Source organism: Candidatus Nomurabacteria bacterium (assembly GCA_016699365.1).
GTDB lineage: Bacteria > Patescibacteriota > Minisyncoccia > Phycocordibacterales > UBA9973 > CAZLWF01.
On record CP064973.1, the window covers coordinates 546,896 to 572,775 of the forward strand.

Below are 25,880 nucleotides of genomic sequence, written 5' to 3' on the forward strand. Positions count from 1 at the left end.
ATAAAAATTGGTATATTCTCGAGGCAAATGGCCCTATCGTCTATCGGTTAGGACACATCCTTCTCAAGGATGGAAGCGCGGTTCGATTCCGCGTAGGGTCACACATAACAAAAAGACTGAACTGCTCCAGTCTTTTTGTTATGTGTGACGGGCGCAGTGATGTTTTATGAGCACATAAAACCACGAGCCGGGGTCGCGAGAAATTTCCTTCAGGAAATTTACTTGTGACACAAAATAGCCAGGTATTTATTTTATGCTAAAATAATTCCATGAATCATTTTGGAGAACATGTAACCCTGGATGGTTACGGAGGAGACGAAGAGCTTTTGAATAGTAAAGACGTGGTACTGTCTTGTCTTAAAAATCTACCTGCACTACTCGATATGCATATACTCGCAGAACCTGTCGTATATTTTGCAAAGGGCAATGACGACAAAGACCCAGGTGGATGGAGTGGTTTTGTGGTGATAGAGGAGAGTCATATCAGCATCCATACTTTTCCTAAAAGGGGATTTGTGAGTATCGATGTATATACCTGTAAAAATGGTATGGATCAGAAATACATAGAAGATTATTTTATAAAAGAATTTAAACTCACTGACATAGAAACAAATTTCATAATCCGAGGCAAAAAGTATCCTGAAAAGAATATAATCTAAATATTAAATCCCGCTTCAGCTGAAGCGGGATTTCTAGTTCGTATCTAAGATAAAAGTAGAATAATATTATTGAGTTCTTCCTTGAGAAGAAGCATCGAGATAACAATATTTTCTCTTTTTTCATCCATAAGTTTACTGTCAATTTCGTCTTTTATTTCTTCTATAGCGGAACACATCTGGCTAATTTTATCGTTTGAAATTTTTTTGTTCCAATTTGGGAATTGTAGACGGCCACTATTTATTTCTTTCTGTATTTTATAGAAGGTGCTTTCGTAATAGTAATTCCACATCCCATTTTTTGAAAACGGACAGCAATCCATGAGTTTATCTATACTTTCAAACCGTATAAAGAGCTTTAAAGAAAGTTCGTAGTTACTATTTATCATTGTTTGTACATTTAGTTGTATAAATCATAACATAATTGATTTAAAAAGTCAAATAAAAAGACCTTATATCATAAGGTCTTTTTTAATAGTTTATTTATTCTTGTGAACCCAGATATACAGGTCTTCGAGGGCTTTTACAGCATCTCCAGCTGCAATGTTGTTCTGGTGGTATAGACCGTTTGTAGCGTCTCCTGCAGCCCATATACCGGCCACTGAGGCACGTTGGTTCATAGGGTCGACGATTATCTTCTTCTCTTTGTCTAGCTCTACAAAACCAGCTAGAAAGTCAGTATTTGGTAATTGGCCAATTTCTACGAATATTCCAGTTGTAGGTATAGTGATTTCTTCACCGGTGTTCTTGTTTCTGTAACTTATAGATTCCACGAATTGTGAACCACTAACTTTTGTAATTTCTGCGTCGGTTATGATTTTTACTTTTGGATTTGCGCGAAGTTTTTCGACTGTGATTTCATCTGCGCGGAATTCAGAGCTTCGATGTATCAGAGTCACGCTTTTGCAATATGCAACAAGTTGGAGTGCAGATTCAAAGCCTGCATTACCACCACCAAGCACCACTACATCTTGGTCAGAGAAAAGTGGTCCGTCACAAGATGCGCAATATGTAATACCTTTGTTTTCAAATTCAACCGCTCCAGGCACATCTATTTTTCTTCTTTTTGAACCAGTGGTGATAAGTACACTTCTAGCCTCGATTTGTTTCCCGTCGTTTGTACTTACTACAAAAATATCGTCTTTCTTTTCAATTTTTTCCCCACGTACACCTTCCATAAGTGTGAGGCATTTACCACTGTAATCCTCGGCATGCTTTTTAAGACTCTTTGCTAGTTCGGCACCAGATATGGCAGGGGTTCCAATCCAGTTGTAGATAGTTTCAGATACGCTAGATTGCCCACCGAATTCTTCTGCTATTAAAAGTGTTTCTAAGCGTTTGCGTGCAGCGTAAACAGCGCCGGCAACTCCAGCAGGCCCTCCTCCTAAAATGATTAGATCGTATGTCATAGGTTTTGATTATAACTTAGACATTTTGAATGTGCAAAATTTTAGTTTAAAAGGCTCCTATGGCGCAGTCGATTATCTAAAGTTTTGTTTCTGGAAAACTCTTTTTTATCCCCACTATTTAAAAGTACGGATATTTTCTTGCTAGAAAATTCCTCGAGTTTCGCGCCGTCGCGCTCACTAGTCTTTTAAATAGTGGGGATCTGGTATGTTTGAATCCTAACTCAGGCTTTGCCTTGTATCAAGAAACATACACGAACACACGAGAGTAAGTGTTACGAAGTAAAAAATATTCTGTTTGAGCGAAGCGAGTTTATATTTTTAACAAACTCGAGTGTAGTGAGTGTTTTTCTTGATACACGCAAAGAAGTTTTTGTGTTACTTTTTTGAAAAAGTGACAAAAGCAAATATAACAAAACCCACCAAAGGTGGGTTTTGTATGAAAGTTTTTTATTTCTTTGGTCGTCTTAGGAACGCAGGTACTGCACTCCAATCATCTGTATCATCTTCAAAAATATCATCTTCTTTTACCTCTGCTTTCTTTAGATAGTCAGAAGGTAGGGAATTGTGTATTTCTTTTTTTGGTTCTATTACCAATTCAGATTTAGGAGTAGGTTGTATTACAGGTTTTGCTTCAAATTCTTTTTGTCCTTGAAAAAGAGATCTCTTTGAAGAGTCAGTAGGGAATCCAGTTGCGATAACTGTAACCTTCATCTCGCCCTTCTTGAGTCTTTCGTCACGGATAGTTCCAAATATTACACGTGCATCTTTGTCGATAGATTCTGTGATTATTTTTGCTGCTTCTTGGATTTCTAGAATTCCCAAGTCGTCACCACCAGATATTGCAAAGAGTACTCCACGTGCGCCATTTATAGATAGATCGAGTAGAGGTGAGTTTATAGCTTGTAGAGCTGCTGTTTGCGCACGGTTGTCGCCTGAGCCAAATCCGATACCCATCAGTGCACTACCTGCATCAGACATAACTGCCTTGATGTCAGCGAAGTCTACGTTGATTATACCTGGAGTTGTGATTAGGTCTGAGATTCCTTCTACTGCTTGGCGAAGGATTTCGTCACACAATGCAAAAGCTTGTTTGAATCCAGTGTCTTTGTCAGCGATCATCAAAAGACGATCGTTTGGTATTACGAGTATTGCATCAACTTCTTTTTCGAGTTCACTGAGTCCATTTTCAGCAAGCTTCATACGTTGATTACCTTCAAATGAGAATGGTTTTGTAACTACTGCTACTGTTAGTATTCCTTGTTCTTTTGCTGCACGAGCAACTATAGGAGCTGCACCAGTTCCTGTTCCTCCTCCCATACCACAAGCTATGAAAACCATATCAGCACCTTTGATTGTGTCTTGTATTTCAGCTTTTGTTTCTTCTGCTGCTTTCTTTCCAACATCAGGGTTCATTCCAGCACCAAGACCTTTGGTAAGGTTCTTACCAATGTGAATTTTCTTGTCTGCAAGAGACTTGTGAAGGTCTTGAGTGTCAGTATTCATACATATGAATTCAACACCCTTTACCTTAGAGCTAATCATGTGATTTATGGCATTGCCGCCGGATCCTCCGACTCCAATTACCTTTATTCGTGCAAATGTTTCAATTTCTGGGTTTATTTTAGGCATACAAAACGGCATTTGAGGGATTCCCCCAAACGCGTACTAAAAGTAGTAATGGACCAAAACTGTTATGTGACCACTATAGCAGATAATATTGAAAAGACACAAGGGGTGCTAGGGAAGTAGTTGCTTACCTAAAATTCGGAAGAATTTTTTAAGGTTTGCGATGGCTCCTCCACCACTTCCTGCCATAGAGGATTCTTTCTGTATGATTGCAAGACCAAATGCATTACTCCAAACAGAATCGCGAATTTTACCTTTTGATATTTCTACAAGCGGATCTATTCCTAGTCTTGCAGGGAGTTTCAGAGAAAGTCTAGCGCCCTCTTCTAGATTTGTGAACTGAGAACTACCTCCGATAAATATTGCTCCTGCGGGTAACAATCCGTTTCTACGAATTTTTTTAAGATGTGTATCTATAAGTTCGAACATGTCTCCCAATCTTGCTTCGATAATATCGTCGAGTTTTCTTTTTGGAAAATTACTCATGATGCTTCCGGTTTTTATACTTTCTGCTTCTTCGAGAGGAATTTTTAGTCCAAGTGCGATGTCGTTTGTAATATCATTTCCGCCAATAGGGAATACAGCTAGTGTGACAGGTTGGTTATCTTCATAAACGACCAGACTGGTAGTTTCAGAACCTATGTTCACAAGTGCACATCCTGCAGTTTTTTGCTTTTCTCCCAAGTGCACTACTCCTGCTGCTACTATACTTGGAACTATATCTATAATATCTACGCCTGCTTCACTAACTGCACCTATAAGTAAGTCCAAGTGTTGAGCTAGTGATGTATTAAATAGAGTTTTTACTTCGAGCTTGATACCTTTCATTCCTATTGGAGAACCTAAAACAGGCTTACCGTCTATGCGAAAGCCAATTGGGTGATTGTCTACTATTTTTTTGTTTGCAAGTGTTAGTTCTTCTTCGGATTCAAGCATTGCCTTCTCGACATCCAAATGGGTAACTTCATTGTCTGCTTTTGATATGATTGCAGCACCAGAACTTGTTTCGCAAGATAGAGTTACTCCTCCAACACCTAGAGTGACTCTTTTTATAGAGACTCCAGAATTTTTCTCGGCATCTTTCAATGCACGTAAAACTGAAGCAGATACATGAGCTTGATTCACAACATATCCATGACGCATTCCACGAGTAGGACTAGAACCCAGACCAATAACCCTAGGGTTTTGTTCTCCTTGTACTTTTTCACACACAACAACACGTGTAGTTTGTGTGCCTACGTCTAAGCCGGCTGTAATATTTCGCATGTTTATGTTTGGAATTCGAAAAGAGAATTATTTTATGTGAAAATATTTCTTCCACTTTTCTTCCTTAGCTTCCATTGTACTACCATGATCGAATCCTAACAAATGTAGCATTCCGTGGATAATTAAGAATCCTGTGAAATTTTTTATATTCATGCCAAATTTTGGAGCTTCTTTTTTTATTACATCTGGAGCTAGGAGTATTTCGCCAGAATTTTCTGTTAGAGAAAAAGATAGGACGTTTGTGGGCTTGTTCTTGCCTCTATACTTTTTATTTATCTTTTTTATTTCCTTATCTTCCAAAAATACGATTGAGAGTTCGTATTTTTTACCCAATATTTTGTCCTTGATATTCGCAAAAGGCAAGCGTGGAAGCTTGCCTTTTGTTTGGTTGATGATACTGATTGTATCTGGTCTCAACATATCTTAGCGAGAACGTTCTACGATTTTACCAAGTTTTTTTAGTCGTTCAACATTTTTTCTCTTTGCAAGATTTTTTAGTTTACCTTTTTTTAGTGCGAGCTTTGAAAGTGGTCTTTCACTGTATCGATTGCCCTTCACTTTTTGAAGTAAACCAGCTTCTTGTACTCGACGAGTAAAACGTCTTAGGACGCTGGCGTTGTTTTCGTTTGTGTTCTTTTTTATTTCTATACTTACGGTTGACATAAGTGTAAAGATACCATAGTAAAATGAGTCTTGCAAGGGTTCCTAGAGGATACTTCCTGGGTTTATTTCTATTTGTACGTCTAAAGGCAGGCTTGCTAGTTTGGATTCTATAATAGGGTCCAAATCTTTCTTTTGAGCCAATCTTTCTATAGACCAGGAGTTTTCAGGTATTTTCATGAGAAGAGATACTTTGTATTCATTTTTTCCTCCTGCAATTACACTTTCCCATATATCAAACTGTACTCCCGAGAACACTTCTTTTAATATATTGGTCACTTCTCCGATTCTTTCCTTTTTACCTTTTGCTGTAATTTTGAATATCGTTGAATATGGCGGGTAAAAGAAATTTTTTCTATCAGAAAGTTCATTTCTAAAGAATGAGTGTAAAGTTCCGTGCATGTATGCTTCTAGTACATCCTCTTCACTTCTCGATTGGATGATTAATTCATTTTGTGTATTTACAGATACATCATCTAAAAGTCTTATAACTTTTTCACTAATTGTATAAGATGGAATCGAAAATAGTGTGTCGAAAGATACAATCACAGACACGGGGACTTTTTTTGTAAAATAGTACATCGCAAGTTCGGTTCCAACCAAGATACTTCCTGGTGAATTTTCGAATTCCTCTATAAGTGCCACAGCTTCTTTGTGTGATTTTACGCGCTCTTTGTCTATTTGGAATATTTTTCTAGAAGGGAAGCGCTCTGTTAGTGCTTCAAAAACTCTGTCCGTACCGATTCCTAGAGCTACAAGATTCCAACTTCCACAAGATGAACAGGTTATGTTGGTGCGTTCTTTGTATTTGCATTTTTGACATATAAATTTTCGCATAGGATCATCATTTTTTTTATCAGACCCAAGTAGGAAAAGTGGAGTTTTGCATTTTGGACAACGAACACGCTCTCCGCAGTCATTGCAAACAGTTGTGGGGGCAAATCCTTTTCGAAGTGCAAACATAAAAACATTCGTTTTTTCTTTGTCAGTTTTTATTAGTAAGCTTTCTACCTCTTCTGAAAATATGAAGCCCTGCTTTTTGTCAGTTTTTATAGAACGGTCTACTAGGGTTACTGATTTTGGTTTTTCGATTCTAAAATTCAAAGGCCGAATTTCTAAAAATTCATGTGTTTCAAGTTTATATAGAGTTTCAGAACGGAGTATTGTATCGCATAGCAACAATCTTATTCTGTGGGTGTGTGCATAAAAATACGCTACTGTTCGCATGTCTATATGAGGAGTAGATATAGTCTTGTATGCATCGGAACTCTCGTTCTCTACTATCAGGGTTCCAATATCTTTCCTCGGTATACACAGGAAACTTCCCGTACCTATAATACAAAGAGGATGAGGTTCATCAGTAATTTTTTTGAATGATTTTATCAATACAGAATCTTTTTCTCCGCTATACAAAAGCACTGAATGCTCTTCTATGCCACGTGACAAAAAGTCATAAAGTTTTTGTGCGTCGAACCATGTTGGGACCATTATGAAAACTGATTCTTTTCGAGCAAAAGATTCACGGATGAGTGTTTTGTAGTAGCTCTGTCTCTCGCTTCTAGGTGCCTGCAGAATAAATTTTTCTATAGATTTTTTATCTGTGTTTGCAGTAGTTGGCTCAGATTTTTTATCTAGTTTTATTTTTTGTACAAATATAGATGGTATAAGCGTGCCAAAAACACTAGGACTACTCGTAGCAAAATATCTTCGAGTCATCTCCACGACTTCTAGAAATTTTTCATTTAAAAAAGAGTGACCTTTTACACGTAGTATTTTTTTGAGTTTAAAAGAAGCCCTCTTGAATTCTTGTTTATCAGTTTTTAGATCTTTGCATTCTAGTACGAGTGCATCTATCTCTCTTCTTCCAATTTCAACAACAACCACACTTCCAGGTTCTATAGGATTTGCGGAAAAGTAAGTCAGTTCTTCTAACTTAGCTACCTTTTTAATTGGGACGACTCGGATGCTGTACATAACTAAAAAATACCATATAGGTTGTTTTCTAACTATTCTTGCCAAAGTCTATTTTATTCTGTACTATCCGAATTAATATTGCTCACTAAAATAAAACTTAATATAAATGCAAAGATTAACCACAGAGACTAATTTCTCTACTCACTTGATTGACTCAATCAAGAACGAGGCTGAGCTTGCCATTAGAGCAGGAATATTTCCGGGTTGTGTGATTGGTTTGATTAAACCTAGCGCAAATAACGGTAAGGATATCGATGATGTTTTTGATTCACTCATATTGAGTTATGGGGCCTCAAGATACGACCATTCGCCGTTCCTGGGACAGTATTCTGTATATGATATTGCAAGTATCACAAAAACTTTCACAGCAATGCTTGCCCTCAAGCTTGTAAATGAAGGTAAAATTTCGCTCGATACAAAGATTGCAAGTATCTTACCTTTAGAAGGTGAGCACACAGAAGACGTAACTTTATACCACCTGCTTACTTTTACTGTTGAATTTAATTTGCGTGAAGGTATAGATGTCTTATGGAGTATGCCTACAGAAAAAATATTGAATACTATTTTTACTGCAGGGCTTCGAGAAGCTCCCGGGACACATCACCAATATCGAAATTCTACAACCTTACTTCTAGGTTTAGTAATTGAGACGGTGGTTCAAAAATCAATTGACGTATTGATGAAGGAGGTAATTTTCGAACCTTTTGGGATGCACTACACTACGTATCATCCAAGTGACTTTTGCCTGTGGAAAGATGCGATTGTTCCGACTGAATTCGATGAAAAATTTAGAAAGAGAATGATTGTAGGAGAGGTACATGATGAATTGTCTTGGAAGTTTTATCAGGACAATAAAAGATGTACTGGAGTAGCTGGAGTATTTTCTACACCAAACGACCTTGTGCAGTTTGCAAAAGCAGTGTTGCGAGGATGTCAGAGTGGTAGATACAAGCTTTACCCAAATGGCTTTCAAGATGAAAGAAATATCGGCATTCAAATGCAAAAGGATCAACTAACTCATTTGCCTGGGCATAGATTTGGATTTGGGTGGGATAAATTTTTTCCTGAATATTCACATTGTAAATGTTTCACTGAAAATGCGATTGTGGCTACAGGTTTTACAGGATGTTCAGTAACACTTCATACTGAGAAGAAGCTTGGTATTGTGGTCTGTTCAAACGTTGTGCACCCCAAAAGACGTACTGATAAGGCAATGAAAGAATTCCGTCAGCGTATTGCAAATCTCGTTGTGTATTGTAAACATTGCGATGATTGATTTTATAAACGACTCGAAAAAGAGTCGTTTTTTTGTTATTATTTCCTTATGTTACCTGAAGCAGAAAAATATTATGGTGAAAAACTTAGAGTCTTGGCGGATGCGGATATTAGAAGTGCAAGGAGAAACGAACCAGAGGGTATATCTGAGATAAAAAAAGTTCACCTCACAGGTGTTTGTGGTACTGCTATGGGATCACTCGCGGGACTTTTTCAAGAGGCGGGGTATGAAGTAAGTGGAAGTGACGAAAAATGTTATCCGCCGATGAGCGATTTTATAAAAGACAATAACATAAAATTTTATGAAGGATTCGATGCTGGCAATGTTGTAGGAAAAGATTTGTCAGTAACTGCAAATATGTTCGGTGCAGATAATATAGAAGCAGTGGTAGTGAGGAATAATTTTTTACCACAGCTTTCGATGGCTAGCGCAATCAACAAATTTTTCATTAGAGATAGAAAATCATTGGTGGTTTGTGGTACGCATGGCAAAACTACGACAACAGGATTACTCGAACATGTTTTTACTGTGTGTGGTAGGGATCCAGGATATTTAGTAGGAGGAATACCTGTGGGGAGTGAAAAAAGTTATCATGTAGGTTCTGGTGAATATTTCATAATTGAAGGAGATGAATATGATACTTCATATTTTGATAAGAGTCCGAAATTTTTACACTACAATCCATATATCGCTATAGTTACCTCTATAGAACTTGATCATGTAGATATATATAGAGACTTGGAAGACTACAAACAGGCTTTTAGATTTTTAGCACAGATTGTAAAACCAGAAGGCTTGTTAATCTTGTGCAAAGAAAATTTAAATACTTTGGAACTTATGAATTTCACAAAAGCAAAAGTTGTAACTTATGGTTTTGATGAAAGTGCAAATATTTTTGCAAAAGATATAAAAAACGATGAGTCTGGTCAGAGTGCAGATATATATATGAATAAGGTTTTACTAGGCAGGATAACAACACCTTTGTTTGGTAAATACAACTTACTCAATACTCTATCTGTTATAACAGCTGCGCTCCATGAAGGCATAGATTTTGAAAATATCTCGCATTCGTTGAAACTTTTTAATGGGATGAAAAGACGGCAGGAAATAATAGGAATTGTAAACGGAATTACAGTTATAGATGATTTTGCACATCATCCGACTGCTGTACGAGAGACACTCTCTGGGATAAGAGAAAGATTTTTAGGCAGAAGAATCGTGGTTTTCTTTGAACCTCGTTCAGTCACTAGTAGAAGGAAAATATTTGAAGCTGATTACGCTAGTTCATTTGGAAATGCTGACATGATATTTTTATCTACACCTGCTCTCCGCAGCGTAGATGATCCAAAAGATTTTATTGATCCAAATATTGTAGCAGGATTGATAAGAGAAAAAGGTAAACAGGTTTATGCATTGAATAATGCCGGTGAAGTTTTAGAGAAAGCACTTCCTTTATTGAAGTCAGATGATGTTGTTGTAATTATGAGCAATAGTTCATTTGATGGAATACACAAAAAACTCCTAGAAAAATTAAAAGACCTCAATTGAGGTCTTTGTTTTTATTTTGTCACAAGCCATGCACGTGACCAGATTCGGCACACGCCATAGTAATTGTTTTCTACCATAAAGCCGAAGGAGAGCTCTTCTCGCATAAAGTCGCCGTCTCCGCCAAATTTCCCATCAAGTTTTGGGCTATCAGAAAAGCTTGTCCCCCAATTTCCTCGTTCACTTTCGATAAATGTATAGAGTAGGTCACCTATAGATAATTCTTGTTCAGGGAATGATTCGTATTCTTGTTCATCAATTACATGGAACATAAACTGAAGTGCAAATTTTGGGACAACTCGCATTTGAAGCAGGAATCCATCGGATTGGGGATCTCTGGATTCTTCAATGAAGACCGAATAATCTTTATCGTTTGAATTAACTTCAGTTATACGCAAGAGTGCACCGAAGTCTTCTTCGGTGATTTCGTTACCAAAATAAACATATCCGCCCGTAGCCTCTTGTGGAGGTGCGGATTTAAATGGATTGGGTACATTTTTGTTTTGATATCCATACACTCCATTTCCTGAAGGTAATAATTTAGATAAATCTCCTGGCTGTGTTTTTACACGTGCATTGGGCCATATTAGTGGAGAAATTTTTACTTTTCCTCCAAGGTCAAAAATTAGTCTTGTTCCTTTATCTTTTTCCATAATAACAATTTTCTACATTATACATATTTTATTAAATTTGTCAAAAATATAATTAGAAATTTTTAAGTATGCTATACTATCGGGACTGATGGGATTTTTTTCTAAAAAATTGGGTATAGATTTAGGAACCGCGAACACGCTCGTGTTTGTACCAGGCAAGGGGATCGTCTTGAACGAACCTTCTGTTGTGGCTGTTTCAGAGATAGACAACAAAATTTTGGCTGTGGGCAATGATGCCAAAGACATGATAGGACGAACTCCAGATAGTATTATCGCGTACCGTCCAATGAAAGATGGAGTGATAGCAGACTATAGAGTTACGGAAGCGATGCTTCGATACTTTATAAGCAAGGCTCTTGGGAAGTGGAACTTCATAAAACCAGAAGTTATGATCTCAGTTCCAGCAGGTGTGACATCAACAGAGCGTCGTGCGGTCGTAGAAGCTGCAATCAAGGCTGGAGCAAAAAGTGCATATGTTGTGAAGGAGCCGATACTTGCTGCAATTGGTGCAGGTATTCCGATTCACGAATCTCGTGGATACATGATTGTTGATATTGGTGGAGGTACTACAGACGTTGCTGTGATATCACTTGGAGGTATAGTGTCATGTACTTCGGTTAAATGCGCTGGAAATAAAATCGATGCCGCAATCGCTGATTATATAAAGAAAAAGTTTTCACTTGCTATTGGAGACAAGACCGCAGAAGAAGTAAAAATAAATATAGGTGCAGCGGTTATGCTTGAAGAAGAATTCACTATGACAATAAAAGGTAGAGACTTTATCCAAGGCCTTCCTCGTACTGCTCAAGTTTCAACAAATGAAATTGTAAAAGCTATAGATGCAGAATTGAAGCAAATGGTTCGCGCAATCAAAGATGTATTACAAGAAACTCCACCTGAACTTGCAGCAGATATTATCGATCAGGGTATTATCATGACAGGAGGATCTTCCATGCTCAGGTCTCTGCCCGATCTCGTATATAGAAAGACTGGAGTAAAGGCACGGTTAGCCGATGACGCTCTATATTGTGTAGTAAAGGGAACAGGTGTAGCGCTAAACCATCTAGATACATACAAGAAAGCAATTATTTCAAAAAGATAAAATGCTCAAAGTATTTTTTGAAAATATCACCCTCGATAAACTAGACTCCACTCTTATTGTAGAAGGAGACAAGGATCAGGTTCTAGATATAATAAAAAATTTCTTAGATAAGTCTGGTATAAGCTGTATAGGCAATCCAGATGTTTCGATAGAAGATTTCTCAACTTTTACTGTTGAAGATGCAGAAGATTTGTTTGCTCGTTCAAATCTACTATCCTATTCAGGTAAAAAATCTTTCAATATATTTTATTGCGCATCCATGACATCTGAGGCAATGAATAAAATTTTGAAACTTTTCGAAGATCCTAAAAAAGACAAACATTTTATATTAGTAGTTCCTAGAAAGATAGATATATTGCCGACTCTTTTATCTAGAGCGACAGTGCTCACACTCTCAGGAGAAAAAATTGATAAAAATGCAGAAGAATTTTTAAGCATGAGTATTTCTGATAGATTGGAATTTATAGTTTCTTTTCTGGATAAATTTGAAGATGAAGAGGATACTGGAATCAAGAGAGATAGCGTAGTCAGAGTACTAGATTCAATAGAAATTATTTTAAATAAATCTGGAGGTGTCGCAGACAATATAAATTCTTTAAAATTGATATCCAAGTACAAGAATTATCTTAGACTTAGGGGTTCAAATCCAAAAATGCTACTTGAACATCTTGCTCTAGTTTTACCTAAAATACCCGCTTAGAATTAATAAAAAATATGTTACAATAGTCCCATGTATTCAATAGACACATTTTCACAAAACGCAAAAAAAGCCGGCGAATGGCTCTTAAAAGAATATTCACAAATTCACACTGGACGAGCTAGTCCAACTGTTTTAGATGGGGTTAGTGCAGAAGCCTATGGAGTTTTTCAGCCTTTAAAAAATATTTCATCTATAACTATCGAAGATCCGAAAACTCTACGTGTTGTACCTTGGGACAAGACTTTAGTTAAGGTTATAGAAAAAGCCTTACAGTCTGCAGATATAGGTTTGTCTGTTGCGACAGATGATTCTGGTATTCGAGTTATATTTCCTGCACTTACAACCGAGAACAGAACAAAGTTAGTAAAAATTCTAAAAGAAAAACTAGAAGATGCTCGTATAACAATACGCAAAGAGCGTGAAGAGGCTATTAGTCAGATGGAAGCTGACAATCTACCAGAAGATCAAGAGTTTCGAATGAAGGAAGACTTACAAAAGAAAGTTGGTGAAGCAAACGCAAATCTAGAAGCTATATTCAATAAAAAAGAAGCGGAAGTAATGAACTAATATCGTATGTCTATAATAATCTTTATTCTCGTTTTACTAATACTAGTCTTAGTTCATGAGTTGGGACATTTTCTTGTCGCAAAGCGTTTTGGAATTCGCGTTGATGAATTTGGTTTTGGTTTTCCACCTCGTGCTAAAACTCTTTTTAAAAAAGGTGAGACTATATACAGCTTGAACTGGATTCCTTTCGGTGGTTTCGTAAAGATTTTTGGTCAAGACCGAGATGATGAATCAGTGAATGGCGTAGACAAGGATAGAGCCATGATAAACAAGCCTGCATACGTACAGGCTCTCGTACTTGTAGCAGGAGTTGTTTTCAATCTGGTTTTGGCATGGATTTTGTTTACTGTTGGGTTTGCAAGTGGCATGCCTACTTCCTCTAGCTCATTGCCTAAAAATACAATTCTTGAAAATCCTTCACTCATGATCACGGATGTTTTAAAAGATTCTCCTGCGCACGTAGCCGGACTTATGCCGGGCGATAAAATTCTTTCGCTTTCTTCAGGAGAGGAAATATTAGACGGGCTCATAACTCCGACTGAGCTTCAGACTTTTATACAAGCACATGAAGATAGCTCTATATCTGTAACTCATGATGATGGAAAAGAAATCAAGGTTGCTGAAATAATTCCAGAAACCAATGACTCTGGTAAAAAAGTAATTGGTATTTCTATGGATACAGTTGGAATTGTGAAGCTTCCTTTTTTCCGAGCAGTAGCTGAAGGTGCTAGATATACAGCTATTACTACTTGGGGAACAGTTGTTGGGTTTTACACACTTATTCACGATGCAGTTGTTGGCTCAGGAGATATTAGTTCTGTAACTGGTCCAGTTGGAATAGTAAAGATCGTTGGCTCAGCTTATGATATTGGTTTTATATATTTGCTTTCTTTTACTGCAATAATCTCTGTAAACTTGGCGGTTATAAATCTTATTCCATTCCCAGCACTCGATGGAGGAAGATTACTATTTTTACTTATTGAAAAGATAAAAGGTTCTAGTATAAATCAGAAATTTGCGAATACAGCAAACTTTGTAGGGTTCTGTATTCTAATAGGACTCATGCTTATTGTGACTTATCACGATATAGTAAAGTTGTTCTAATTTTTACTATTGCTAAAACTCAAAAATATTGGTAAAGTATAAATGCCTTAAATCTCGGGCATTTTATTTTTATACTCACAAAACTCATGTCAATCAGAAACATTGCAATCATCGCACACGTGGACCATGGAAAGACAACTCTTGTAGACGCTCTCATGCGCCAGGCAGGAATGTTTGAAGTTGGTTCATCTATGGACTCAAACGCTCTAGAACAAGAGCGTGGTATTACTATATATTCTAAAAATACGTCTCTTATATATAAAGGAACAAAAATCAATATAGTTGATACACCAGGTCACGCGGACTTCGGGTCTGAAGTTGAGCGCGTACTCCGTGCAGTGGATTCAGTTGTTTTGCTTGTTGATGCGCAGGAAGGTCCTATGCCACAAACTCGTTTCGTATTGAAGAAATCTCTAGAGTTAGGTCTAAAGCCGATTGTTGTCATAAACAAAATAGATAAACCAGCTGCTGATATAAATCGCGTACACGATCAAGTACTTGAGCTTTTTATAGAACTCGGTGCAGATGAGTCACAGATAGATTTCCCGACTCTATATGCTATTGGTCGTGATGGTATTGCAAAGAAAAATATAACAGATGATTCAAAAGATCTATCTCCACTACTAGATACAATTTTAGAAAAAGTTCCAGAAGCTAGTACGAAAGCTGGTGAGCCTTTTCGCGCGCAGGTTTTCAACCTAGCATATGACAATTTCCTAGGACGTCTAGCTTTGGTGCGTATATATTCTGGAAGTATGAAAACAGGGAAGTCTATATTTGTTAGATTGCCTGATGGAGAAGTTCGTACTGCTAAAATCACAAAGTTGAATACATTTGAAGGCTTGGTTCGCAAAGAAGTTCCAGAAATATTTGCAGGCGATATCGCCATGATAGCTGGAATCAGCGATGTGTATATTGGTGAGACTATAAGTGAAGAAGCAAATGCAGAAGCACTACCAGCGATTGGTATAGACGAACCTACTATTTCCCTAGATTTCTTTGTAAACGATTCACCTTTTGCAGGACGTGAAGGTAAGTTCGTAACTAGTCGTCAGATTCGTGAACGTCTAGAAAAAGAACTTGAAATAAACGTTGGACTAAAAATTGATTTCAACAACATGGACAAGCTTACAGTCTTTGGTCGTGGAGAACTCCATATCGCAGTATTGCTTGAGACAATGCGTCGTGAAGGTTTTGAACTTTCTGTGTCACAGCCACACGTAATCGTGAAGCATGAAAACGGCGTTGACCTTGAACCATTCGAAGAAGTTATAGTGGATGTCCCAGTTGAGAGTGCGAGTGCGGTTATAGAGAAACTTACAAAGCGTCGTGCTTCTATGACTGAAATGCATGAAAAGGATGGTATAAATCGTCTCGTATTTGAGATGCCTACAAGAGGTCTGCTTGGATATCGTGGACAATTCGTGATCGATACAAAAGGTGAGGGGATTATATCTTCACGTGTTCTAGGGTTTAAGCCTTATGCAGGTGAAATAAAACTTCGTGAAGTTGGATCTATGACTTCAATGATATCTGGAAAAGCTGCAGGGTATGCGCTGTGGAATCTTCAAGATAGAGGAGTTCTATATATTGGTCACGGTACAGAAATATACGAAGGTATGGTTATTGGTAATACTTCAAAGGGTGATGAGATGGCAGTGAATCCTATCAAGGGTAAAAATCTTACAAACGTGCGCTCATCTGGAAACGATGAAGCTATTGTTCTAAAGCCACCATTTACTTTGTCTATAGAAAGAGGTCTTGAGACAATGAGTGATGATGAATTTTTAGAGATAACTCCAAAATCTATACGTCTTCGCAAGAAGTGTCTAACAGAGCAAGATAGAATAAAATCCAATAGATAGTGGATATTGTCCGGTTTTCCACAGTCCTTGACTAATTTATTGACTTCTGTTATATTCTAAAGTATAGTTTAGATACAATTTTAATTAATTTTAAACATTTTAAAGAAAAAAAGTATGGCAACCACGACTTTTAAACCAAAACAGGTCACAAAAAAAATCCTATCTCCATTGCAGGACAGAGCTTATGATGTAATCATAAGTAGATTTGGTCTTGATGATAGTGCAGAAAGAAAAACTCTAGAAGCTATCGGCGAGATATATGGTATTACACGTGAGCGTGTGCGCCAGATTGAAAATGCAGCTCTACAATCAGTTCGTAAGTCTGATTCATACAAAGAACATGCTCCAGTTTTTAGTGAACTTCGTTCAATAATAGAAGATCTTGGTGGTGTTGTATCTGAAGATGAATTACTTTCAAACCTATCAAAAGACAAATCAACTCAGAATCATTTTCATCTATATTTGGTTTTAGGTGATGAATTTACAAAACATAAAGAAGATGAGCATTTCAAATCACGCTGGTCAGTAGACAACGACACAACTGATAAAGTTCATGATTCTTTGAAGAAACTATACACTTCACTTAAAGACGAAGAACTTATTCCAGAAAGTGATCTAATAGAAAAATTCTTGGATTACGTAAAAGATATCTCAGCAGAATATCGCAACGAAGAAATTGCTCGTCGCTGGTTATCTATTTCAAAAACAATCAATAAAAATCCTCTAGGTGAATGGGGTAAAGCAGATTCTTCAAACGTTAAGACTCGTGGTATCAAGGACTATGCTTTTCTTATGATGAGAAAAAATGGTGAACCTATGCACTTCCGTGAAGTTGCTGATGCAATATGTAAAACTTTTGGTAAAAAAACTCATGTTGCTACATGTCACAATGAGCTTATAAAAGATTCTCGCTTTGTACTCGTTGGACGAGGAAAGTATGCTCTAAAAGAGTGGGGTTACAAACCAGGTGTTGTAAAAGATGTTATAAAGGAAATTCTTAAGAAAGAAGGCCCACTATCAAAAGACGAAGTTGTAGAGAAGGTCATGAAAGAAAGATTCCTAAAGAAGAATACAATCCTAGTAAACCTACAAAATCCAAAATATTTCAAGAAAAATAAACAAGGTCTATATACTCCAGTATAAAAAAGAAACCCCCTAGAGGGGTTTTCTTTTTTATACTTTTATAATATATATGTGATTTTTTGTTTACACACAAAACCCTTAGCACTATTCACTACTTTTGTTATACTAATATCAATGAACCAAAAAGGTTTTGCAAATCTACTTCTAATAATCTTCGGGTTTATCCTGGTTGCTTTTATAATAGGCTTCTTCGCTTCTCGCAAGAGCTATTCTCCTATAATGTTTCCAAATGTTACAGGAGACAGCAATTCTCCTTTTACAATGTATAGTCAAAACAAATGCGGGCTTTCGATCACTGATCCTTCCATGAATGAATCTGTTGGTAGAACTATAAACATAAGTGGTTATGTAAATGGTTGTGGGTGGAAATTAGAAGGCTCTAGTGCTGGTACTGTTCAAGCATTGAATTCTGCGGGGCAAGTTATAAGTGGCACATACAATCTTTACGTAGCAAAACATTCTCCTTTTAGTGCTTCTTATTTCAACGCTACCTTATATATAAACGGACAAACTTCTGATACAGGTTCTTTGTTATTTAGAAGTAATGGCAATACCGAGGATACACAACTTATAGTTTTACCCATAGATTTCAAATAAACTCACTAATCGTGTAAGATATATATATGCAACCTGATTTTTTTACCGGAACATTAATCCAACTCGTACTATTCATATCATCACTCGCTCCTATATGGGTGCCGATTGTGCTTATGTTGGTAGCTTGGAAAATGTGGGTAAAATATTTACGGGTTAGTTATCTGGCAAGTCTAGAATGGACTCTTATTGAAATCCGTATTCCGCGTGATGTCTTCAAATCTCCAGAAGCTATGGAGATTGCTTTAGTAAATGCTTTTCATCAAGGAGGAGGAATGGGTAATTGGTATCAAAAATACTGGCAAGGTCGTGTTCATATGTGGTTTTCTTTGGAAATAGTATCGCTTGAAGGCAAGGTTTACTTCTTCATAAGAACCCCAAAACTTTTTCGTACTCTAGTAGAATCTCAAATATACGCACAGTATCCTCAAGCTGAGATAAATGAAGTGAATGATTACACAGGAAGAATTCCTCATTCAAAGATTGGTGAGTGGAGTATGTTTGGTAGTGAATTTAGATTAACCAAGCCAGACCCATATCCTATAAAAACTTATGTTGATTATGGTTTAGATAAATCATCTAGTTCTCTTGACCCGGAGCAACAAATAGATCCTATAACTCAGATGTTAGAATTCATGGGTTCTATTGGAAAGGGTGAGCAGATCTGGTTTCAGATTTTAATAAAAGTTCATACTAGTAGATACCATAAACCAGGAACATGGTTTGAAACTCGTGACTGGAAAGATTTAGCAAAAGAAGAAATCCAAAAAGTTATAAAGGGTGGTCTAATGGTCACCGATGATGCTGTTACTCGAACAACTATGAACCTTACAAAAGGTCAGCAAGATGTGATCGCGGCTATCGAACGCAATGTAAACAAGCAAGGTTTTGATTGTGGTATGAGAGTTATTTACTTAGCTGAAAAAGATAGATTCAATCCAATAAACATAACTGGAGTGCTTAGTATGGTTAAGCAATATAACTCACCATCACTAAATGGATTTGCTCCTACAAATGCAACTGGTTTTGATTATCCTTGGCAGGATCCAAAAGGTCGTCGTACTCAAGCTCTAAAACTTGAAATGTACAACGCATATCGCGAAAGATCTTTTTTCTATCCACCACATCATTCGAAAAAAGTTGCAAATAAGTCTGTTCATAGAAAACCTTTTGTTCTATCTAGTGAAGAACTTGCTACTGTATTTCATTTCCCTGGTCGTGTGGCTGAGACACCTTCGTTTAAACGTATTGATTCAAAGAAAGTTGAGCCACCGGTCAATCTGCCTATATAGTTTATGGACACACAAGACTCTTCAACAAACCCTGATATAAACCAAGTAGTTTCAAATAAATGGTTTAATAATAAAAAACGAAATCTAATAATTTCGTTTTTAATACTTGCCTTATTTTTAGTTACAGTTAGATCTGTTTTTGTTCCCTCGAGTAGTTTCAATGTTGGCTCTTCTATTGAGGTGGAGTACGGAGATAGTCTTATGACTATATCTGAAAAACTTTATGATGCTGGCGTAATAGAATCTATACCAGTATTTCAGTTTTTTGTAGTTTTGTATGGAAACGACAAGAGTATTTTAGCTGGTAGTTATTATTTTGATAGACCTATTTCTACAATCAATGTAGCATTGCGTATGGTTAGAGGTGACTACAACAAGGAAGAGATTAGGGTTACTTTTCCAGAAGGTATGACTGTATACGAAATGAGTAATTTATTGGACAAAAAGATTTCAAATTTTAATAAAGAGAAGTTCTTAGAGATAGCAGAAGCAAAGGAAGGGTATCTTTTTCCTGATACATATTTTATATCTCCAAGTGCAGATGAAGAGGATATAATAAATCAGCTCGAGAAAAATTTTGAAAGAAGAATTTCGGAAATTGAAGAAAAGTTTCTAGAATCTGAACATTCTCTCGAAGATATAATCATAATGGCCTCTATAATAGAAAAAGAGGCGAGTGGTGACGACGATAGATCAGTTATATCCGGAATACTTTGGAAGAGAATTAGGATCGGTATGGCATTGCAAGTAGACGCAACACTGACTTATATAACTGGTAGGGATTCAAGTGAGCTTACTCTAAGTGATCTTGATAGCAAATCTCCATTCAACACTTATGAGAATAAGGGCCTACCACCATCTCCGATTTCGAATCCCGGTATCTTGTCTATTGTAGCTGCTCTAGAGCCTACAGAGAGTCCGTATCTTTATTATTTGCACGATAGCAATGGGGGTATTCATTACGCAAGAAACTTCGAAGAGCACAAGCAAAACAAGGCTCTATATTTACAATAATAATTTTATATTTAAAAAAGATGCACAAACAAAATTTGGCTTTTATTGATACGGAAACTACAGGTCTTGATCCAGAAAATCATGAGATTATTCAAATTGGTTGTGTATTGGTTTCGCAAAACCAAGACGCTGATGGTAATCAAGTCTATGAAATTGTCGAAGAATTTGAGCTCAAGGTAAAGCCAGAAAAAATTGAAAATGCAGACAAGGTTGCTTTGCGTATAAACGGTTACAATGAGGCTGATTGGGTTTTTGCCTACACTCTAAAAGAAGCGATGCAGATTTTTTCTGATAAAACTAAAGATGCGATTATGGTAGCTCATAATATGCCTTTTGATTTTGCTTTTTTATTAAAAGCTTTTTCCACTACAAAAGTTGAAAACAAACTTCATTATCACAAGCTCGACACTATATCTATTGCATACGCAAAGGCAAAAAAACGTGATGATATAAGTAGATTCTCTTTGAGATTTCTATGTGAGGTTTTTAAAATAGATAACAAGAAGGCACACACAGCTCTCTCAGATTGTCGTGCTACTTTCGAATTGTATAAAAAACTCATGAATCTATAGTTTTTTGATTTTTGCAAAATTTTTAAATAAAGGTAGAGTGTCTATTGTGAGAGAAAATAAATCTAAAAAAGTCTTTGTGGGAATATCTGGCGGTGTAGATTCGTCGGTTTCAGCCCACCTGCTTATAAAAGCTGGCTACGATGTAACTGGTGTTTTTATTCGTACCTGGACTCCAGAGTGGATAGAGTGTACATGGAGAGAGGAGCGTCGTGATGCGATGCGTGTATGTGCGCACTTAGATATTCCATATTTAGAATGCGACGCAGAAGATGTTTACAAAAAAGGTGTTGCAGATTATATGATCGAAGAATACAGATTAGGGCGCGTCCCAAATCCAGACGTGATGTGTAATAGAGAAGTAAAGTTCGGTATATTTTGGGAATTTGCAAAAGCTCACGGCGCAGATTTTATAGCCACTGGTCACTACGCACAAAACAAATCAGAAGACGGGGTGCACAAGCTTTTAGTTGGAAAAGATGAATCCAAAGATCAGAGCTATTTCTTGTATAGACTAAATCAGAGTGATTTATCACATACTCTTTTACCTATAGGGCATATGGAAAAAAGTGAAGTTAGAAATATTGCTATGCGCGCAGGACTTTTTACAGGCAACAAAAAAGATTCTCAAGGAGTTTGTTTTTTAGGACCCTTGGATATGAAGGATTTTCTCGGGCACTATATTAAAAGTGAAAAGGGAATAGTTCTGGACGAACAAGGTGTAGAAATCGGTGAACATGAGGGGGCACTTTTCTTTGCACTTGGAGAGAGACATGGTTTTACTATTACAAAAAAAACCAATCAAGATACTAGATACTATGTTGTATCAAAAGATATTACGAAGAATACTATAACAGTTAGCCATGAACCAAAGCCTCTAGACAACACAAAGGATATAAAAATTATAAATACAAATTGGATTAGCGGTGTGCCTGAGGGTGGTAAAAAATTATACGCACAAATCCGTTATCATGGAGAATTGCACCCTGCTGTTTTGTCGAAAATAGAAAATAATAATGCAGTTATTTTGTTTGAAGATGACAAGCCCTTGGTTTCAAGTGGGCAGTCTATAGTTATGTACGAGAATGGTGTCTGCTTAGGGGGAGGTATTGTTGCATAATTCTGTAAATATTGTATAGTAAAGACAAAATCTTTAAGCTATGAACATAGACAACGCCCTGCTCTTGCAGATTCTTGTAACAAGATGGTTACTACTTTTTCTTGCGGTATTTATCGTCGGAGAACCGGTAAAATGGATTTTTCCAAAACTGTACGCATGGTACAGTGACTATTGGTACCGTACAAAATATAAATTTATATCTATTGAGCTCCGGAGTTATCTGTGGTTCAGGGGGTATTGGGTTGTTTTTTACCTGATGGTTGCGGCATACCACTGCTATATGTACTACAGTTATTTCGGTAGTGCACTCATAGCATTTAGTACAGGTATGCTTGTAAGTGCCGGGATAGTAGGACTCATAAGATACTATGGCAGAAAAAGAAATGTTTACGCACAGAGTACATATTCTGTGGTTACAATCGCAGTTGCGCTCTTGCTCATACATTTTCTTGAGCCTTGGTTACTAACACAACTTTTGCCTTATGTATAAATTATTTAACCCTTCCACAGCGGAAGGGTTTTGTTTTATTTTGTATCGAGTATAATTAGGCTTACATATGGAACAAATATTTACAGCAGAAAATATATTTTTTATTGAAAGACTTGGCTTTGCGATGCTCTTGGGTATGGCGATAGGTGCGGAGCGCATAATAGCTCACAAAACTGCCGGCATGCGAACGTACTCACTTGTTGCTATGGGTTCTGCATTATTTGTAATTATCTCTGAGATGATAATAGACATGCACCCAGGGCTCGACAACAACCCTGCACAGATTCCATCGCTTGTTATCAGTGGTGTCGGATTCTTGGGAACAGGTCTTATGATTTGGAAAGATTCAAAGCTTTTTGGTCTTACTACGGCCACAAGTATATGGGTTGCAGCAGGTATTGGTATTGCGTGTGGATTCGGATTCTTCGAACTTGCAGTCCTTGCAACCATACTCACACTTTTTATATTCGTAGTTTTGTGGTTTTTGGAAAACAGACTACGCCATTCATCTTTGGTGCAGCACAGTGATCCCGAAGATTTTAATATCTAGATTTATAAGAATAAAAAAAACCGTCTCGTGACGGCTTTTTTTATTTGCAAAAATACGCTATATTCAAAAGATGCAATCAAAAGACATAAGGAATAAATTTCTAGCTTTTTTTGAAAAAAGGGGACACTCTATTGTGCCTTCGTCTCCACTCGTACCCCAGAACGATCCTTCTGTGCTTTTCAATACAGCTGGTATGCAGCCGTTTGTGCCGTATCTAATGGGAGAGAAACATCCACTAGGCTCTCGTATTGCAGATATTCAGAAGTGCGTTAGAACCGGAGACCTGGAAGATATTGGAGACAACAGACACTTTTCTTTTTTTGAAATGATGGGGAATTGGTCACTCGGAGACTACTTTAAAGATGATGCAATAAAATGGAGTTATGAATTTTTAACTTCAAAAGAAGAAGGTCTAGGTCTCGATCCAAATTTGCTCTATGTAACTATTTTCGAAGGTGATGAAAATGCTCCACTTGATGAAGAGTCTAAAAAAATCTGGATGAGTCTTGGTATACCTGAGAATCGTATCTATGCTTTACCTGCAGAAGACAACTGGTGGAGTCCTGGAGACAATGGCCCTTGTGGTCCATGTAGTGAAATGTTCTACGACATGACAAGTGGGTCTGTAGGAGATTTGAACAAAGATTCATTTATCCAAGCAGTAAAAGACGAGCGAGTTATAGAAATCTGGAATGATGTTTTCATGGAATATGAAAAGAAAGAAGGAAAAGTAATTGGTAAACTTGCTCAGAAAAATGTAGATACAGGCGCTGGGCTAGAGCGCATGACAGCGGTGATGCAAGGAAAAAATACTGCATATGATACTGATATTTTTGAAAATATTATGGTTCATGCAAAAACTCTTTCGCCAGAAATTTCTTCACAGAGGGTTATTGCTGATCATATGAGAACTGCTGTATTTATGATTGCCGATGGAGTAATACCTTCAAATACAAAGCAAGGTTATGTTCTGAGAAGACTTATTCGCAGAGCAGTTTTGAAATCTGCTAACAAAGAAATCGATAGTGTAAAAATTTCTACCATTGTAGATTCTGTAGTAAATTTTTATGAAGAATTTTATCCAGAAATAAAACAAAAAACAGAAGTCATAAAGACAGAGATTGAAAAAGAAGTTTCAAAGTTTAAAGAAACACTACAATCAGGACTCAAGGAATTTGAAAAAGGAACAGATCCTTTTGTCTTGTTTACAACATATGGTTTTCCTATTGAAGTAACTCTTGAGCTTGCAAAAGAAAAGGGAGTTGAGATTGATATTGTAGATTTCAATCAAAAAATGTCCGAACACCAGAAGCTCTCGCAGACTTCTTCTGCTGGTATGTTCAAAGGTGGTCTTGCAAATCACAACGAGCAAACTATTAAGCTCCATACTGCTCACCATTTACTACTTTCTGCACTTCAGGAAGTGTTAGGTAAAGAAGTAAAACAACGAGGTTCAAATATAACAGAGGAACGTCTTCGTATGGACTTTGCATTCGATAGAAAAATGACTGATGAAGAAAAAGTAAAAGTTGAAGAAATTGTGAACGAGTATATTTCTCGCGGATTGAACGTTCTTCGTTGCGAGATGCCACTTACAGAGGCTGAAAAGCTTGGAGCCGAGATGGAATTTGGTGCTAAGTATCCAGATATCGTATCTCTTTACTTTATCGAAGATGAAAACGGCAATGCAATATCAAAAGAATTTTGCGGTGGACCTCACGTAACAAATACAAAAGAGCTCGGAGTATTCAAAATCCAAAAAGAAGAAGCTTCTTCTGCAGGTATTCGACGCATAAAAGCAGTTTTAAATTAAATTATGATTCTTCAAATTTTTCACGTTCGAAAAACTATACGCGATATCAAAGAGGCTAGTGCAAATCCAAGTGGCTTCGCTGCTTCACAAGGCAAAGAGCTTTTTATTGGCGCAGTTCTACCGCTACTTTTGCCAGTGGTTATTTTGACTGCTGTGCTGGCTGTTTTTTCCTTTAGTTCGCTCTTAGGAGGTCCATACTTGCTTGCTAAAATACTTTTCTGGATTGTAATCTTTCCGGCCATTACATCTATCTTGGTAATTAAAAAATTATATTCGATTCTTTTTGCAAAAAAATCTGAATCAGTAAAACCCGAAGGGAAAGTAGCAGCTACTTATGACAGCGCTGGGAAGAGGTTGGATTAAACTTGCTTAAAACATAAAAGTATTGTATAGTTTGGGAAACCAAAACGTACATATATATGATCTCATTAAAAATTGAAGACATACCAGACTTTAACCCAAAATTTGCCGTTGCCGGCACTTTTCTTTTTGTAAGAGAGAAGATTCTCCTGTTACAGAGAGCAGCTCATAAACCGCAAGGTGAAACATGGGGAGTTCCGGCAGGTAAGATAAATCACCTTGAAGATCGTCAGGCAGGCGCAAGACGTGAACTTCTTGAAGAGACCGGTATAAGCTTATGGCCACATCTATTCGAACATAAGCACACTTTCTATGTAAGAAATGAAAAGAAACAATATGATTTCATTTATGAAGTTTTTATTGTTAGGATGTGCACCAAGCCTGCCGTAAATATCAACATCGAAGAACATGTTGATTATGAATGGAAGACTCCATCAGATGCACTTCTTGTGAATTTGATGGACGATGAATCTGAGGTCATAAAGCACGCATTCAATATCTAAATTTACAAAGAGCCTAAAAAGGCTCTTTT

At 37.0% G+C, this 25,880-nt stretch carries 27 protein-coding genes and 1 tRNA gene; 20 read left to right on the top strand and 8 right to left on the bottom strand.

Annotation, left to right across the window (positions count from 1 at the left end):
* Window positions 1–29: 29 nt before the first annotated feature.
* Both IPJ63_03110 and speD read left to right on the top strand, forming a co-directional pair.
* Window positions 30–101 (top strand) — tRNA-Glu (locus IPJ63_03110).
* A 168-nt stretch (window positions 102–269) separates the two neighbouring features.
* Complete coding sequence (gene speD, locus IPJ63_03115; protein ID QQR76461.1) at window positions 270–659, top strand: adenosylmethionine decarboxylase; 390 nt, start codon at window positions 270–272, stop codon at window positions 657–659.
* A 44-nt stretch (window positions 660–703) separates the two neighbouring features.
* On the opposite strand, the gene IPJ63_03120 is transcribed toward speD, so the two are convergent.
* The 7 genes from IPJ63_03120 to IPJ63_03150 all read right to left on the bottom strand — a co-directional run bounded on the left by IPJ63_03120 (window position 704) and on the right by IPJ63_03150 (window position 7,591).
* A complete protein-coding gene (locus tag IPJ63_03120; protein ID QQR76462.1) occupies window positions 704–1,045 on the bottom strand; it encodes a hypothetical protein in 342 nt (113 codons plus the stop codon).
* A 90-nt stretch (window positions 1,046–1,135) separates the two neighbouring features.
* Complete coding sequence (locus IPJ63_03125) at window positions 1,136–2,065, bottom strand: FAD-dependent oxidoreductase (protein ID QQR76463.1); 930 nt, start codon at window positions 2,063–2,065, stop codon at window positions 1,136–1,138.
* A gap of 447 nt (window positions 2,066–2,512) precedes the next feature.
* Window positions 2,513–3,694 (bottom strand): cell division protein FtsZ, encoded by a 1,182-nt coding sequence (gene ftsZ, locus IPJ63_03130; protein QQR76464.1) that lies wholly within the window; start codon window positions 3,692–3,694, stop codon window positions 2,513–2,515.
* Between the two features lie 108 nt (window positions 3,695–3,802).
* A complete protein-coding gene (gene ftsA, locus IPJ63_03135; protein QQR76465.1) occupies window positions 3,803–4,957 on the bottom strand; it encodes a cell division protein FtsA in 1,155 nt (384 codons plus the stop codon).
* Window positions 4,958–4,984: 27 nt separating this feature from the next.
* Entirely contained in the window at window positions 4,985–5,377 is a 393-nt protein-coding gene (gene ybeY / locus IPJ63_03140; GenBank protein ID QQR76466.1) for an rRNA maturation RNase YbeY, read from the bottom strand.
* Between the two features lie 3 nt (window positions 5,378–5,380).
* Window positions 5,381–5,620: a hypothetical protein gene (locus IPJ63_03145; protein ID QQR76467.1), complete on the bottom strand. Its 240-nt coding sequence runs from the start codon at window positions 5,618–5,620 to the stop codon at window positions 5,381–5,383.
* Between the two features lie 42 nt (window positions 5,621–5,662).
* Window positions 5,663–7,591, bottom strand: a complete 1,929-nt coding sequence (locus tag IPJ63_03150; GenBank protein QQR76468.1) for a hypothetical protein — start codon at window positions 7,589–7,591, stop codon at window positions 5,663–5,665.
* 106 nt (window positions 7,592–7,697) lie between these two features.
* Here IPJ63_03150 and IPJ63_03155 point away from each other — a divergent pair, with 106 nt between their 5' ends.
* Window positions 7,698–8,867 (top strand): serine hydrolase, encoded by a 1,170-nt coding sequence (locus IPJ63_03155; protein QQR76469.1) that lies wholly within the window; start codon window positions 7,698–7,700, stop codon window positions 8,865–8,867.
* Between the two features lie 48 nt (window positions 8,868–8,915).
* Window positions 8,916–10,415 carry a UDP-N-acetylmuramate:L-alanyl-gamma-D-glutamyl-meso-diaminopimelate ligase gene (locus IPJ63_03160; GenBank protein ID QQR76470.1) on the top strand — a complete coding sequence of 500 codons (1,500 nt, stop codon included), beginning with the start codon at window positions 8,916–8,918 and terminating at the stop codon, window positions 10,413–10,415.
* A gap of 11 nt (window positions 10,416–10,426) precedes the next feature.
* Here the strand turns inward: IPJ63_03160 and IPJ63_03165 are convergent, their stop codons facing one another.
* Window positions 10,427–11,065, bottom strand: coding sequence for a hypothetical protein (locus IPJ63_03165; GenBank protein QQR76471.1), 639 nt, complete (start codon window positions 11,063–11,065; stop codon window positions 10,427–10,429).
* 85 nt (window positions 11,066–11,150) lie between these two features.
* Between IPJ63_03165 and IPJ63_03170 the strand changes: the two genes are divergently transcribed.
* The 16 genes from IPJ63_03170 (at window position 11,151) to IPJ63_03245 (ending at window position 25,851) form a co-directional block, all read left to right on the top strand.
* On the top strand, window positions 11,151–12,167 hold the full coding sequence (locus IPJ63_03170) for a rod shape-determining protein (GenBank protein ID QQR77021.1): 1,017 nt from the start codon (window positions 11,151–11,153) through the stop codon (window positions 12,165–12,167).
* A gap of 1 nt (window position 12,168) precedes the next feature.
* Complete coding sequence (locus tag IPJ63_03175) at window positions 12,169–12,867, top strand: hypothetical protein (protein QQR76472.1); 699 nt, start codon at window positions 12,169–12,171, stop codon at window positions 12,865–12,867.
* A gap of 30 nt (window positions 12,868–12,897) precedes the next feature.
* Window positions 12,898–13,434, top strand: a complete 537-nt coding sequence (gene frr, locus IPJ63_03180) for a ribosome recycling factor (GenBank protein QQR76473.1) — start codon at window positions 12,898–12,900, stop codon at window positions 13,432–13,434.
* Window positions 13,435–13,440: 6 nt separating this feature from the next.
* Complete coding sequence (gene rseP, locus IPJ63_03185; protein ID QQR76474.1) at window positions 13,441–14,538, top strand: RIP metalloprotease RseP; 1,098 nt, start codon at window positions 13,441–13,443, stop codon at window positions 14,536–14,538.
* Between the two features lie 86 nt (window positions 14,539–14,624).
* Window positions 14,625–16,403: a translational GTPase TypA gene (gene typA, locus IPJ63_03190; GenBank protein QQR76475.1), complete on the top strand. Its 1,779-nt coding sequence runs from the start codon at window positions 14,625–14,627 to the stop codon at window positions 16,401–16,403.
* Window positions 16,404–16,517: 114 nt separating this feature from the next.
* Complete coding sequence (locus IPJ63_03195) at window positions 16,518–17,546, top strand: hypothetical protein (GenBank protein ID QQR76476.1); 1,029 nt, start codon at window positions 16,518–16,520, stop codon at window positions 17,544–17,546.
* Window positions 17,547–17,660: 114 nt separating this feature from the next.
* Complete coding sequence (locus IPJ63_03200) at window positions 17,661–18,143, top strand: hypothetical protein (GenBank protein ID QQR76477.1); 483 nt, start codon at window positions 17,661–17,663, stop codon at window positions 18,141–18,143.
* 26 nt (window positions 18,144–18,169) lie between these two features.
* The gene (locus tag IPJ63_03205; protein ID QQR76478.1) at window positions 18,170–19,432 is read left to right on the top strand and encodes a hypothetical protein; all 1,263 of its coding nucleotides are present in this window, start codon (window positions 18,170–18,172) and stop codon (window positions 19,430–19,432) included.
* Between the two features lie 3 nt (window positions 19,433–19,435).
* Window positions 19,436–20,446: an endolytic transglycosylase MltG gene (mltG, locus tag IPJ63_03210; GenBank protein ID QQR76479.1), complete on the top strand. Its 1,011-nt coding sequence runs from the start codon at window positions 19,436–19,438 to the stop codon at window positions 20,444–20,446.
* A gap of 20 nt (window positions 20,447–20,466) precedes the next feature.
* Entirely contained in the window at window positions 20,467–21,018 is a 552-nt protein-coding gene (locus IPJ63_03215) for a 3'-5' exonuclease (protein ID QQR76480.1), read from the top strand.
* A 46-nt stretch (window positions 21,019–21,064) separates the two neighbouring features.
* Window positions 21,065–22,135 (top strand): tRNA 2-thiouridine(34) synthase MnmA, encoded by a 1,071-nt coding sequence (gene mnmA, locus IPJ63_03220; GenBank protein ID QQR76481.1) that lies wholly within the window; start codon window positions 21,065–21,067, stop codon window positions 22,133–22,135.
* A 40-nt stretch (window positions 22,136–22,175) separates the two neighbouring features.
* Window positions 22,176–22,625, top strand: a complete 450-nt coding sequence (locus IPJ63_03225) for a hypothetical protein (GenBank protein ID QQR76482.1) — start codon at window positions 22,176–22,178, stop codon at window positions 22,623–22,625.
* A gap of 67 nt (window positions 22,626–22,692) precedes the next feature.
* The gene (locus tag IPJ63_03230; GenBank protein QQR76483.1) at window positions 22,693–23,175 is read left to right on the top strand and encodes an MgtC/SapB family protein; all 483 of its coding nucleotides are present in this window, start codon (window positions 22,693–22,695) and stop codon (window positions 23,173–23,175) included.
* A 70-nt stretch (window positions 23,176–23,245) separates the two neighbouring features.
* On the top strand, window positions 23,246–24,988 hold the full coding sequence (locus IPJ63_03235; GenBank protein QQR76484.1) for an alanine--tRNA ligase: 1,743 nt from the start codon (window positions 23,246–23,248) through the stop codon (window positions 24,986–24,988).
* Between the two features lie 3 nt (window positions 24,989–24,991).
* Window positions 24,992–25,351 carry a hypothetical protein gene (locus IPJ63_03240; GenBank protein QQR76485.1) on the top strand — a complete coding sequence of 120 codons (360 nt, stop codon included), beginning with the start codon at window positions 24,992–24,994 and terminating at the stop codon, window positions 25,349–25,351.
* A 56-nt stretch (window positions 25,352–25,407) separates the two neighbouring features.
* Window positions 25,408–25,851, top strand: coding sequence for an NUDIX hydrolase (locus tag IPJ63_03245; GenBank protein ID QQR76486.1), 444 nt, complete (start codon window positions 25,408–25,410; stop codon window positions 25,849–25,851).
* The last annotated feature ends 29 nt before the right edge of the window (window positions 25,852–25,880 follow it).

What these genes read in the sequence shown, in the direction of transcription:
- mltG (QQR76479.1), top strand. Translation starts at nt 19,436, where the DNA reads ATGGACACACAAGACTCTTCAACAAACCCTGATATAAACCAAGTAGTT.
- IPJ63_03155 (QQR76469.1), top strand. Translation starts at nt 7,698, where the DNA reads ATGCAAAGATTAACCACAGAGACTAATTTCTCTACTCACTTGATTGAC.
- IPJ63_03120 (QQR76462.1), bottom strand. Translation starts at nt 1,045, where the DNA reads ATGATAAATAGTAACTACGAACTTTCTTTAAAGCTCTTTATACGGTTT.
- typA (QQR76475.1), top strand. Translation starts at nt 14,625, where the DNA reads ATGTCAATCAGAAACATTGCAATCATCGCACACGTGGACCATGGAAAG.
- IPJ63_03245 (QQR76486.1), top strand. Translation starts at nt 25,408, where the DNA reads ATGATCTCATTAAAAATTGAAGACATACCAGACTTTAACCCAAAATTT.
- IPJ63_03205 (QQR76478.1), top strand. Translation starts at nt 18,170, where the DNA reads ATGCAACCTGATTTTTTTACCGGAACATTAATCCAACTCGTACTATTC.
- IPJ63_03215 (QQR76480.1), top strand. Translation starts at nt 20,467, where the DNA reads ATGCACAAACAAAATTTGGCTTTTATTGATACGGAAACTACAGGTCTT.
- IPJ63_03235 (QQR76484.1), top strand. Translation starts at nt 23,246, where the DNA reads ATGCAATCAAAAGACATAAGGAATAAATTTCTAGCTTTTTTTGAAAAA.
- ftsZ (QQR76464.1), bottom strand. Translation starts at nt 3,694, where the DNA reads ATGCCTAAAATAAACCCAGAAATTGAAACATTTGCACGAATAAAGGTA.
- IPJ63_03175 (QQR76472.1), top strand. Translation starts at nt 12,169, where the DNA reads ATGCTCAAAGTATTTTTTGAAAATATCACCCTCGATAAACTAGACTCC.
- rseP (QQR76474.1), top strand. Translation starts at nt 13,441, where the DNA reads ATGTCTATAATAATCTTTATTCTCGTTTTACTAATACTAGTCTTAGTT.
- frr (QQR76473.1), top strand. Translation starts at nt 12,898, where the DNA reads ATGTATTCAATAGACACATTTTCACAAAACGCAAAAAAAGCCGGCGAA.
- IPJ63_03195 (QQR76476.1), top strand. Translation starts at nt 16,518, where the DNA reads ATGGCAACCACGACTTTTAAACCAAAACAGGTCACAAAAAAAATCCTA.
- IPJ63_03150 (QQR76468.1), bottom strand. Translation starts at nt 7,591, where the DNA reads ATGTACAGCATCCGAGTCGTCCCAATTAAAAAGGTAGCTAAGTTAGAA.
- IPJ63_03165 (QQR76471.1), bottom strand. Translation starts at nt 11,065, where the DNA reads ATGGAAAAAGATAAAGGAACAAGACTAATTTTTGACCTTGGAGGAAAA.
- IPJ63_03160 (QQR76470.1), top strand. Translation starts at nt 8,916, where the DNA reads ATGTTACCTGAAGCAGAAAAATATTATGGTGAAAAACTTAGAGTCTTG.
- IPJ63_03200 (QQR76477.1), top strand. Translation starts at nt 17,661, where the DNA reads ATGAACCAAAAAGGTTTTGCAAATCTACTTCTAATAATCTTCGGGTTT.
- ftsA (QQR76465.1), bottom strand. Translation starts at nt 4,957, where the DNA reads ATGCGAAATATTACAGCCGGCTTAGACGTAGGCACACAAACTACACGT.
- IPJ63_03225 (QQR76482.1), top strand. Translation starts at nt 22,176, where the DNA reads ATGAACATAGACAACGCCCTGCTCTTGCAGATTCTTGTAACAAGATGG.
- ybeY (QQR76466.1), bottom strand. Translation starts at nt 5,377, where the DNA reads ATGTTGAGACCAGATACAATCAGTATCATCAACCAAACAAAAGGCAAG.
- IPJ63_03145 (QQR76467.1), bottom strand. Translation starts at nt 5,620, where the DNA reads ATGTCAACCGTAAGTATAGAAATAAAAAAGAACACAAACGAAAACAAC.
- IPJ63_03230 (QQR76483.1), top strand. Translation starts at nt 22,693, where the DNA reads ATGGAACAAATATTTACAGCAGAAAATATATTTTTTATTGAAAGACTT.
- speD (QQR76461.1), top strand. Translation starts at nt 270, where the DNA reads ATGAATCATTTTGGAGAACATGTAACCCTGGATGGTTACGGAGGAGAC.
- IPJ63_03125 (QQR76463.1), bottom strand. Translation starts at nt 2,065, where the DNA reads ATGACATACGATCTAATCATTTTAGGAGGAGGGCCTGCTGGAGTTGCC.
- IPJ63_03240 (QQR76485.1), top strand. Translation starts at nt 24,992, where the DNA reads ATGATTCTTCAAATTTTTCACGTTCGAAAAACTATACGCGATATCAAA.